The organism is Allotamlana fucoidanivorans, from assembly GCF_006265225.1.
GTDB classification, from domain to species: Bacteria; Bacteroidota; Bacteroidia; order Flavobacteriales; family Flavobacteriaceae; genus Allotamlana; species Allotamlana fucoidanivorans.
In genome coordinates this window covers 1-11982 of sequence record NZ_VDCS01000006.1, presented here as the reverse complement: position 1 = coordinate 11982, position 11982 = coordinate 1, and the positions used below count along the sequence as shown (strand labels likewise).

General features: G+C 33.5%; 8 protein-coding genes and 2 pseudogenes. 9 read left to right on the top strand and 1 reads right to left on the bottom strand.

Annotated elements, in window-relative coordinates; genetic code table 11:
* Nucleotides 1–68 precede the first annotated feature (68 nt).
* From FGF67_RS06955 to FGF67_RS06920, 9 genes and pseudogenes are all read left to right on the top strand, one after another.
* Nucleotides 69–893: a TIM barrel protein gene (locus FGF67_RS06955; RefSeq protein WP_158293190.1), complete on the top strand. Its 825-nt coding sequence runs from the start codon at nucleotides 69–71 to the stop codon at nucleotides 891–893.
* A 1-nt stretch (nucleotide 894) separates the two neighbouring features.
* Complete coding sequence (locus FGF67_RS06950) at nucleotides 895–1761, top strand: NHL repeat-containing protein (RefSeq protein WP_139696127.1); 867 nt, start codon at nucleotides 895–897, stop codon at nucleotides 1759–1761.
* Nucleotides 1762–1888: 127 nt separating this feature from the next.
* Nucleotides 1889–6550, top strand: coding sequence for a T9SS type A sorting domain-containing protein (locus FGF67_RS06945; protein ID WP_139696125.1), 4662 nt, complete (start codon nucleotides 1889–1891; stop codon nucleotides 6548–6550).
* Between the two features lie 20 nt (nucleotides 6551–6570).
* Nucleotides 6571–7239, top strand: a complete 669-nt coding sequence (locus FGF67_RS06940) for a hypothetical protein (protein ID WP_158293189.1) — start codon at nucleotides 6571–6573, stop codon at nucleotides 7237–7239.
* A gap of 195 nt (nucleotides 7240–7434) precedes the next feature.
* The gene (locus FGF67_RS06935) at nucleotides 7435–8586 is read left to right on the top strand and encodes an MFS transporter (RefSeq protein ID WP_139696121.1); all 1152 of its coding nucleotides are present in this window, start codon (nucleotides 7435–7437) and stop codon (nucleotides 8584–8586) included.
* A gap of 6 nt (nucleotides 8587–8592) precedes the next feature.
* Entirely contained in the window at nucleotides 8593–9711 is a 1119-nt protein-coding gene (locus tag FGF67_RS06930; protein ID WP_139696119.1) for an ROK family protein, read from the top strand.
* 244 nt (nucleotides 9712–9955) lie between these two features.
* A complete protein-coding gene (locus FGF67_RS06925) occupies nucleotides 9956–10960 on the top strand; it encodes a T9SS type A sorting domain-containing protein (protein WP_139696117.1) in 1005 nt (334 codons plus the stop codon).
* A gap of 199 nt (nucleotides 10961–11159) precedes the next feature.
* Nucleotides 11160–11261, top strand: a pseudogene (locus FGF67_RS17690) (DUF4138 domain-containing protein); the annotation flags it as partial.
* A 9-nt stretch (nucleotides 11262–11270) separates the two neighbouring features.
* Nucleotides 11271–11723, top strand: coding sequence for a glycoside hydrolase 5 family protein (locus FGF67_RS06920; RefSeq protein ID WP_139696115.1), 453 nt, complete (start codon nucleotides 11271–11273; stop codon nucleotides 11721–11723).
* A gap of 117 nt (nucleotides 11724–11840) precedes the next feature.
* Here the strand turns inward: FGF67_RS06920 and FGF67_RS06915 are convergent.
* A pseudogene (locus FGF67_RS06915) lies at nucleotides 11841–11982 on the bottom strand (transposase); the annotation flags it as partial.

Genomic DNA, 11982 nt, shown 5'->3' with positions numbered 1-11982 from the left:
TTTTCTCATGTCTGGCTGTTTTTTTTTGTAATTCGAAGGGGCAAACTCAGTCGAAATTTTATCAAGAGATGGAGGTAAATAATCAGCAGGGTAACCCTTTTTTTGTATATAATTTTGGAGGCTTAGAGTTATTAGAATCTAAAGCACAAATAGAGAAGCTTAAAACATATGGCTATGATGGTATTTCATTAAGAATGGCAAAGGCAGAGCATGTAAAACAATTACCTGAGTTTATTGCATACGCCAATAAAATTAAAGAATTTAAAATATATTCTGTTTTTATAAGATATAATTTTGCCGATAATGAAATTGATAGAACAAGGTGGCAACGCGTTGTTGATATAATTAAGAATCAAGGAATAGACTTATGGGTGATTTTTGGAAAAAAAGAACCAGGCGTTGATGATGAACATGTAGAAGGTGTTTTAAAAAATATGGTAAATTACGCTGCAAATAGAAATGTGTCTGTAACCTTATATCCTCATAGTTGGTGTTATTTTTACACAGCAGAACAATCATTGCCCATGGTGAAAAAAATAAATCATCCTAATTTAAAATTAGCTGTCCATACTTGTCATGAATTAAAAGCAGGAAATGGGAATAGGTTAGCTGAAGTAGTAGAGAATGTAAAAGATTATATTAGTTTTGTTACAATAGCTGGTGCTCAGGCAAAAGTTGATATGTCAAGTAGAAGGTCTATGGATCAAGGTACCATAATGCCACTTGAAGATGGGACTTTTGATTATAGTCATTTCTTAAAGGCTTTAAATGAAGTAAATTATAGAGGACCTATTGGGTATATTAATTTTGGCTTTGATAAAGAACCAGATATTTATTTACCTTTATCTATGCAAAAGTGGCAACAATTAAAAACTAATTATTTATCCGAATAATATGAAAACAATTTTTATTTCAGTTTTTGTATTTATAATATTTTTTTCAAGTTCTTTTTCTCAAAAAAAAGTACAGGTTTATGATGCACCAGATCAAGCTGTTTGGCATGAAAAATCAAGAACATGGTTTGTATCAAATTTGGGAGGAGGAATTTCACTAGAGAAAGATGCTAATGGCTGGGTTACTAGAACTGATGAATTTGGAAATGTGATAGCCCCCTTTTGGATAGGTAAAGAAGAAGGTATGCATGCCCCTTCTGGCATGGTGGCTACAAAGAAGTTTTTGTATGTGGTAGATAGGGAAGGAGTGTTTGAAATTAACATTAAAAATGAAAAGGTAGAAACATTTTACCCCATTCCAGAAGGTGAATTTTTAAATGATGTCGCTATTTCAGAAAGTGGAGACCTTTATATATCTGATTTTTTTGGTAATAAAATCTTCAAGATTGATGCTGTTACTAAAAAAGTTAACATTTGGTTAGAGTCCGACAGACTAGAAGCTCCTGACGGCTTATACATGGAAAAAGATAAATTGATAGTAGCTTCTTGGGGAGTATTGTTAAAACCGAGTTCTTTTGAGACTTCTAAGTTAGGCGATCTTTTAAGCATTGATTTAGAGACTAAAAACATTCAGCCTATAGCTACAGAAGCAGGAAATCTTGAAGGAATAACTAAAATTAAAAATAATTATTACATTACTGATTGGGCTGCAGGAAAATTACTTAAAATTGATCCTAAAAAACAACAGGTGGAAATAATAATGACAGGATTGAAATATCCAACAGACCCAAACTACTCAAAAAAACTCAATATTTTAGCTTTCCCACAGCATGGTACAAATCAAGTGCTATTTATAAAATTAAACTAATAAGTTTGAGTGATTATTTTACAAATAAGCTTTTAAATTAGAAAAAAAATGTTATTAATTAGATATTAATCTAAAATTAATTGAAGGTAATTATTTTGTTTGCCTAAACTAGATTAAGAAAGCCTTCATGAAAATAACTACTTATATCGTTGCTCTATGGGTAGCGATAGTTCCTGTTAATTTAATAAGCCAGAATATTGGAGAAAAAGTATTACTTCCAATAGAAGTATTAGGGGCTGAAGGAACTATAGAAGAAATAAATTTAACTCTTAGTCAAGAGCAAGCAAATCAAGCAAAGTACATTTGGTTACAGATAAATAATCTAGGTTATCAGAATAAAGCATCTGTTAAAATTAATAATGAAGATTGGTATGACTTAAACCATGATAGTTGCCGGATTCAAAGTCCAGAAAAGGAGAGAGGAGGAATGGCTCACGGTGGGCATAGTACTATTAGGTTGAGTATTCCAGCAGTAGGAATTATATCTGGGCTTAATACCATAAAATTTAGATTTAATAAGTCTGATGCCATTTCTAACGGATTTAGGATTGTGCAATTAAATCTTTTTGATGTAGGAGGTGCAAAAATCTTAGATGATAGTTTTTTTGAAGAAGACGACCCTATGCTTTGGGAAGGACCATATACAGATGCTTCAAACATTCAAGCAGGAAAGGATTTATGGTATTACGCTGAATTAAAAAGCAACTATTTAGATCCAGGAGTTGAAGGTTTTTGGTATGGTTATAAATTACCAGGACAAGGCTCCATAAAGGCAAAATGCGCATCTTGCCATACGCAAGACGGGAGAGATCTAGAAATTTTTAGCTACTCAAACAAGTCAATTATTGAACGTGCAAAATTCCACATGTTAACCGAGGAAGAAGGAAAACAAATTGCATCATATATAAGATCGCTTTCCGCAGAGCATGACAATGTTAATCGCTATGGAAGGCCTTGGAACCCGCCTTACCAACCGGGGCCAGATTTAGCTAATAAACCTATTGAACAGTGGGCTGCAGGAGCTGGGTTAGATGCGGTTTTGGAAGCAGATAAGGATATGTTAGATCATATGTTCCCTAACGGAGTAACACAAGAAACAGTATATGATAGGTTTGATTCTGATAAAATGGTTGATAGAACGTTATTGCCATTGGCTATACAATTCCCAGACTGGAAGCATTGGTTGCCAATGATTCACCCTATGGATGCCTATTCAAAAGATAACTTTTGGGAAGATCCAGTAGCTCATGGAGGGCGATATAACATTTACCCTAAAAAAGGATACCGAGATTTTAGAAATTATTTAGAGGCAGTTCCACCAGCAAACAGAACTCCAAATGATTTAATGCAAAAGAACAGAGATTTTTGGTATCATTATCGCTTTTTCTTGGCAGTGAAAAGCAATGGTGATTCTAGTCTCTCTGAGCATTGGAGAGAACCTTTAAGTTTAGCAACTTCAAAGCTAGGAGAAGGGATACCAAGAGAGTTTGCAGCTACCAGTTTAGCGCGCCTTATGGCAGTGCAGTACTTTGAACTTATGAATGAGTTTAATTTACAGGATAAAGCACATTGGTTTGCAAAACCAGAAGATCAACCGGCAACTAGACAATGGTTTGGAGAGAATTATCAGGTGTTTGAAGTACCACCTCATTTTCAAGCCTGTGTATCTGAGAGTGAACTACCAATAAATGATGGTTATAATATTGTGGGGAATTGTTTGTTTTTTCATGGGCAATCTGAAGCAACAGGAGCTTATGAGTCTACCAATTGGTACCATTTACAGTTGATTGTTAATGGAGGAAATGGTATGGTATCTCATAACTCACCAATGGATTATAATTACCATCCCGACTTTATTATGAAGGCAAGTAGTACATCGGGTATTTATGAACCACTTAGGTATTATCATTCTATGAATGCAATGTACCAATTTAGATCGTGGTCTGGAGCTACAACACCTAATAACGGAAAGGGATTTAGAATAAGAGTACAAGGTCCTTGGCATATTATAGGAAGAACAGATAGTAACCAGTTAAATAATTTTGCACCAAGTGTTTGGCCAACCTTCCTTGATAGAATAGAAGAAGGTATGTCTAAGTGGGTTTTAAATGCGCAACTAAGACAGTTTTTAACAGAGGTTAGAAAACCTGAAAATAACCTAGAAAACTGGAATAGATTGCCTAATGGAGGTAGTAATGAATTGGATTACGAAAGTAAAAAAACAGAAGACTTACAGGATATGACTTATTTTGTTGGTCTTGATTATCATGCAGATAAATTTTATTACCTATTTCCAGAATTTGCAAAATTAGGCGTTGATTGTCAAATTTTAGAAGAGATGATTGATTGGTGTTCTGAAGCTTGGCCTAATATAGATTGGGAGAGATTTAGGTCTACGGGACAACTGCAACTAGATTTTATAACAAACCAAAGCGAAGATTGTTCTTTAAATGCAACAAAAATAATTGCTCAAACCGCCAATGAAGGTGATTTTCCAGTTTTTGAATGGTGGATTGATGAGAGTAAGGTTATAAATAACTCAAGTGAGCTAGATATTACAGAGGTAAGGCCAGGGGCAAAAATTAAATGCCGAGTAACAAGTAGTAAATCCTGTATTTCAAATAGTTGGATTGAAAAAGAAATGGTGTTGGCTTCTAAAGATTATAGCATCTCAGTAAGTAAAAATGATGCAGAGTGGCAACCATTAAAGAATGCCATTGCATGTATTGGCGATGAATTGAATTTAAAAATAACACCAGAGTTGCAAAACCCTATTTTTTGGTTGGATGCTTCAGATGTTAGAAATGATGGGACAAAACCTGAAGAAGGAGAGCTTATTGCTGTTTGGAAAAATAAGTCTGCTAGTGGTTATTCAATGCCATATCAATCAAACTATAATTTAAGACCAACATATAGTAATAATGGCATGAATGGGAAGCCCGCTATTATGTTTGGTATGAATGATTCAGATGGGCTCCCATTGTTTTTAACCAATAATGATGATGTTTTGGATGGCGATTGGAGTATGGTTGTTACAGGGAAGTATTATGTAACGAGTCATGGCGATTGGAATGCGCTTTTAGGTAATGAAGATGAAAATACTGGTTTTGCGTTTTACATAGATAGACGAGGAAATGGAGGAAGAATTAGAACTAAAATAAATGGTAGTCAGGAGCATGGGAGAGTGTATGAAGATGGAAGTGCCTTTGCCACAATTATAAGTAAACAGGGCGGGAAAATAAAAGTTTATATTAATGGTAGATTAGAAGAAGAAGTAGAAGCAACTTCAAGTGCTATTACTAATCTTAGAACTTTTTATTTAGGACAAAGAGATGGTGGTAATGCCGGTGGAAGCTGGTACCATAGAGGCCCAATTTCTGAAGTTTTATTTTACGATTATGTATTATCAAATAAACAAAGGCATTATTTAGAGGGATATGTAATGCATAAATGGGATTTGGTTCAAGAAATGCCATTAGACCATGTGTATAAAGAAAACTCTCCTCTGTATCTTAATTTAAATACACCAAAAGGAGAAGAATTAGTTTTTGATTTAAAAAATCAAGAGCATCGTGTAGTGATTTCTGATGCCTCAGACTTTGGAGAATATGCTTTTAAAAGACCAAGTTGTTCAGATATTAATGCTGTGTTTAATGTAAAGGATATGGAACAGCTAAATGATGATGTCATTAAATATAGTGTTAATAATAAAAAGTTTAAAATCGGTGCATCAACCTTAATAAAAGAAGGTAGTTTTCTAGAACTAGATGTTAATTATGAGATTAATGGGGGGTATCAATGGGAGACACCCACAGGAGAACTGTTACAATTAAATACAAGCCCAGCTCCAATATTAATTTCCTTAGGTAATAATGCTGATATCTGGAAGCTGCATTTAAAACAAAATACAGAAGTCTGTATTTCAGATGATATAGTTTATGAATTTACAATATTGGTAGAAGATTTACCTCATGGAGAGAGGGATGATGATAATGATGGTGTTAAAAATGACTTAGATAAATGTCCTGAAACGCTTCCCGGAACTATTGTTGATGCTAGAGGATGTTTGATGATTAATACTAATAATTTCACTGTTGAATCTATTGGAGAATCATGTGTTGGTAAAAATAATGGCAGAATTGCTATCAATGCCATGCAGCCATTAAGCTATGCCTTATCTCTTAATAATAGCGAACCACAAGATTTCAATGAACCTCAATCCCATGTTGTTGAAGGATTAAATCCAGGCGTTTATTCGGTATGTATTTCAGTTGCAGAAGAACCATCATATCAGCAATGTTTTAATGTAGTTGTAGATGCTGCAGAAGAAATAACAGGTAAATCAGTTACCATTAAAAACGGCAGTGTAGTTACACAAAGTGTAGAAATAACATCAGGAACTGCTCCTTACACCATAGCCATAAATGGAGAAGCATTGTTGACTACCTATTCAAGCACTTTTGAAATAGATGTAGATCATGGTGACGAGGTAGCTATTACAAGTCAATTGGATTGTGAGGGAAGTATTTTAAACACAGCTGATTTAACAAGCTATTTTTCAGTTTATCCTAACCCAACGCAAGACGTGTTGAATATAGTTATTCCAAATATTGATTTAAAAGAAGTAAAAGTAGATGTATTCAATGCATTACAACAAAAAGTGGCTAGTGGTATATACAAAGTGTATTCAAACGGAATAAGAGTCTCTTTTAAAGATGTGCCTACAGGTATTTATTTTGTAAGATTAGATTTGAGAAAACCAATTAATTTAAAAGTGATTAAACAATGATGATGAGAAGAGTTTTGTTCATGGTTTTACTAGTTTTTTTATCGTGTAGTAAAGATGATTCAGCTATTGTGAATCCTAACCCTGAGAAGAATACCGCACCTGGAGTTCCTGAGCTAATTGCTCCGGCCAATAATTTAAATTGTACAGATAACATATTAGATTTTGAATGGAAAAGCTCAGTGGACAAACAAGGAGATAACATATCCTACTATATACAGATTGCTACTAATGACACTTTTTCTGAAAACATTCAGTCTTTAACAACTTTAAAAACTACTACAAGTTTTGAGGTGTTAAAAGGCGTTGTTTACTACTGGCGTGTTAGAGCTGTAGACTCCAAAAAGAAAGCAAGTGAATTTTCTTTAATAAGAAGATTTAATACTGAAGGAGATGGCTTGAGTAATCATTTACCTTATTTACCAAGTTTAGTCGCTCCTAAATTAAATCAAAAAGTACTTGAGGGTTCAGTGATGCTTCAATGGCTTGCTGAAGATAAAGACAATGATGTGTTAGTTTATGATGTTTATTTTGGTACAACAAGAACACCGGATTTAATTGCTGAAAATATTAATAAATCTTCTTATGAGGTAGCTTTAGATTTAGGAAATACATATTATTGGAAAGTTGTAGTTAGAGATAGTTTTGGCGGGGAAACCTTAGGTCAACTATGGTCTTTTCAAACAGAATAGTATGTCAAACTATTTGTCATTTAGTTATTAAGATTTAAGTAGTGTGATTGCCTCTAGTTTTATTATAAATATCGTTAAAAGTTTTTTTAATACAATTAAATTACATTTTAAGGATAAATTAATTGGTTATTATATTAAAATTAACACACCTAAGATACATTTGACAACCTAACAAATTAATCTAAATTTTATATTATGACTTCAAAAATAAGCTGGAGTAAATTGCTTCCCGTATTCATGTCTTACATTGTAATGGGGTTTGTTGATATTGTAGGAGTATCAACAGGTTATATTCAGAAAGACTTTGATTTACCAGATAATTTGGCACAATTAATACCTTCAATGGCATTCATTTGGTTTTTCTTGCTTTCTGTGCCCGTTGGTATATTTCAAGATAAGTGGGGAAAACGTAATATGCTTGTTTTGGGTATGGCATTATCTGGAGTTGGTATGCTAATTCCGTTTATAGGCTATTCTTTTTCAATCATGTTAGCAGCCTTTGTGTTTTTGGGTATAGGTAATACTATAGTGCAAGTGTCTGCAAATCCACTACTACAAGACGTCTCTCCTAGGGAGCGTTTTTCTAGTTTTATGAGTTTAACGCAATTTGTTAAGGCAATCGTGTCTTTATTAGGGCCTATCATTGCTGCAACTATGGCTACTCAGTTTGGTGATTGGAAATTGGTGTTTGCTGTTTATGCCGTAACATCTCTTTTGGCCGTAGTATGGTTGTATTTCACTCAAATAGAAGAAAGTGGAGCAGAAAAAGAACCAGCTACTTTTAAATCATGTTTTTCTTTATTAAAGAATAGTTTTATTTTAATGATGGTTTTAGGTATATTCTTAACCGTTGGTGCAGATGTTGCTATGAATTCTAATATTCAAAATTATATGATGCATTTATTTAGTTGGAGTATAGAAGAGGCTTCTTTAGGAATTAGTGTATATTTTGTAGCTTTAATGATAAGTCGTTTCTTAGGGGCTATCTTACTTAACTTTATCAAACCAAAATTATTTTTAATTATTACTACTACTATAGCATTATTGAGTGTTTTATTAATGTTTATGGCTCCAAGTCCAACGGTAGGCTTAGTAGCTATATTTTTAGTTGGATTTGGTTCAGGTAATTTATTTCCTTTAATATTCTCAATAGCTGTAGATAAAATGCCAGAACGCTCAAATGAAATTTCAGGTTTAATGATTATGGCAGTTTCAGGAGGAGCTTTTATTCCTCCAATTATGGGGGCTATTAGTGAATACTTTGGCTTTATGTCAAGTTTATCTGTATTAGTAATATGTATGGTTTACTTATTCATTTTATCAATTGCAAAAACAAAAAAAGCTTAAATAATAATGGCATATAATATTGAACAGGATGAGCGCATAGTTATGACGCTTGATGCTGGTGGAACTAACTTTGTCTTTTCTGCAATACAGGGAAAAAAACAGATTGTAGAGCCTATAAGGTTGTATCCTAATTCCGAGAATTTAACCAAATGTTTACAAACAGTAATATCTGGCTTTGAAATTGTAAAAAGTAAACTTCAAGAAGCCCCAGTAGCTATAAGTTTTGCATTTCCTGGTCCTGCAGATTATCCAAATGGTATTATAGGAGATCTTCCAAATTTGCCTTCATTTAAAGGAGGTGTACCTTTAGGACCTATGCTAGAACATCATTTTGATATTCCTGTATATATTAATAATGATGGTAATTTATTTGCATATGGAGAAGCTCTGTTTGGTTTTTTACCTGATATTAATAAAAGTTTGGAAGCTGTTGGAAGCCCAAAATGCTTTAAAAATCTTATAGGAGTTACTTTAGGTACAGGGTTTGGTGTAGGTTTAGTTGCTGATAATAAATTAATTACTGGCGATAACTCGAATGGGGGTGAAGGCTGGTTGTTACGGGATATTCTTAATCCAGAAAGTAATGTAGAGGATCATGTAAGTAGAGAAGGGATAAGACGAAGTTTTGCAGAAAAAACAGGTTTAGATTTAGAAGAGGTTGGAACCCCTCAAGAGATTTATGATATTGCTACAGGCAAAATAGAGGGAAATAGAAATGCCTCTTTAGATGCGTTTCAAGATTTTGGGGCTGTGTTAGGAGAGGCCTTATCAAATATCATTACATTATTTGATGGAATTGTAGTTCTTGGAGGTGGTGTTTCTGGAGCTTTTGAATTATTTGCGCCAGCAATGTTTGAACAAATGGAATCTAGTTTTAAAACAGCAGATGGAGATTTTTTAGATAGGCTAGTACCAAAAGTGTTTAATTTAGAAGATGCAGTTGGAAGAACGAGATTACTGGAAGGAAAGCATAAAGAATTAAAGATTCCTGGGACAGATAAAACAACTGTTTACGACCCTTTTTTAAGAACAGGTGTGGCTGTTTCTAAAAATAGTACGAGTAAAATTATTGGATTAGGAGCCTATGCTTTTGCAATAAATAAACTAAATGATTTAACTATTTAAATAAAGATAGAACAGTTGTTTTAAAAAAAGCTAGATGAATTTCATCTAGCTTTTTTATTTTTAATTATCTCAAAAAGCTTTTTAATTAATAGAGATTTTGTTTAATCATAATAATCTCAAAAAAACTAATTTTTATTAATATTAATTGTTTATTAATCGAATATTAATTTTTAATTATCTGGTTTTTAATGTGTTGAAATACTTTTGTTTCATAATTATTTAACTAATCTAAATTTTACAAATTATGAAAAAACAAGTACTATTTTTAATGACGTTGGTTTTAAGTATATCAATGACTTTCGCTCAACATAATTGGACAAACGGATCAGGGAACAATAAGTTCGAGGATGATGGCAATTGGGATGTGGGCTATTACCCTCAGTTTGGAGTTGATGAAGCTATTTTTGATGGTAATACTTCAAATGCTGATTGCGTGGTAACACAAGCACATACTTTTGGCTTATTTACGGCAGGAGTGGGATCAGATTATGGGACAATTACTATTAAAAGTGGTGGGTCTATTGAAACCACTGACGGAAGATGGGCTGCAATTGGTTGGACTACACAGGCTAACCTAGTAGTGGAGCCAAACGCAACTTTTAAGACAAAATCTCACTTATGGTTAGCATTTAATCCTGGAGCCAAGAGTTACATTGATTGTTGGGGAACAATAGAGGTTGGAGAAATGTTTGGTGTTAATTTTGAAGGGTTAGCTGATGCTAATAGTGATTGTAGATTAACAGTTAGAAATGGCGGGTTACTAAAATTAGCCCAGCTCAAGGGAGATGATAATGATCCTGCTTCAACAAAGTCGTTTAATGGCGCTGTGTCAGATGACGCTCTTGAAGTTATGGGAGGCGGTAAAGTAACTATTGTTGGAGACTTGACTGCAGTTGTAAATGACTACGTAACAAAAAATAAAATTGTTGCTCCAGGCGGAAGTGTTGTAGTGGCATATGACGCTGTTGCTGATCTTACAGAAATAACAAGTACAGCAGCACCACTAAGTGTGAAAGACTTTAGTTCATTTGATTTTCAAGTTTACCCAAACCCGTCATCAAACGTAATCTCAATTCAATCAAAATCGGCTGTTGCTAATATTAAACTTTATAACATGTTAGGACAACAAGTGTTAGAGCGTTTTGAAAGCGCTAGCATTAATGTCTCTAAATTGAACTCAGGGTATTATATTCTTAAGGCGCAGGATGAATCTGGTAATTTAGGTGTAAAAAAGGTATTAATTAAGTAAAATTGTATCGAACATCCGTATTATAAAAAAGAGAGAATACATGTGTATTCTCTTTTTTTGTTTTTAACAGTGTTTTAATGGATTTAAGTTTGTCTAAACCGTAATCAACATGAAGATAATATTGATAATTTTGGTTTTGTTAGTTTTAATAAATGTTTTGATGCTAATCTTTAGTGTTAATAATGAGGGTAAATAAGGATTTACCTATAATAGAGAAAAGGAACAGTATTTTGGATTGTTACAGGCTGTTCCGGGAAGGGGGAGTAATCTTCTGGCCATTACAACGGATGGAAAGGTCTATTATATAACTATGCATATTTGGCTACAAAATTGGAACTGGTTTAGCTCCAATCAAGGCGTGGATGACTATGAAAATATGTTAAAGAAGGTAGATGATTATTGGGAGGTACATGTTGCGGCCGCAGAAAAACTCAATAAACCAATTGTTTTGGAAGAATTTGGATTGGCCCGAGATAGTTTGAAATTTAATCCTAAATACAGCGTAGACTTAAGAAATAAATTTTACGGTCATATTTTTCAAAAAGTACTTAATTCAATTAAAAAAAATGGAAGGGTATTAGGTTTAAATTTTTGGTCTTATTCTGGTGAAGGAATACCAAATAAACCAGGCTTTTATTGGACTAAAGGAGATCATATTACTGGTGATTCTCCACATGAAAAACAGGGTTGGTATAGTGTTTATAGCACAGATATTTCAACTTTAAAAATAATAGAAACATATAGCTGGATAGGGCGGTCATAGTATACCACCCACAGCGGATAAAATTCAGCATAGCAATAATTAATAAGAATCCTTTTAATAGCTTAGACTGTAAAGAGTTTTTGTGTGGCTTAAAAAATTCCGTTTTCAGTGGTTCAGCATTTCCGTTTTTTGCACTTCAATATCAGAATTACTCATACCCTTAGCATAAAGGCTGATAATGACGTTTTCTATGCCGTCAACCATGTTAGTGCGCTTAGGAACCAGCATAGGGTTAAAAGAAGCTTCTCGGTCTCTGGGA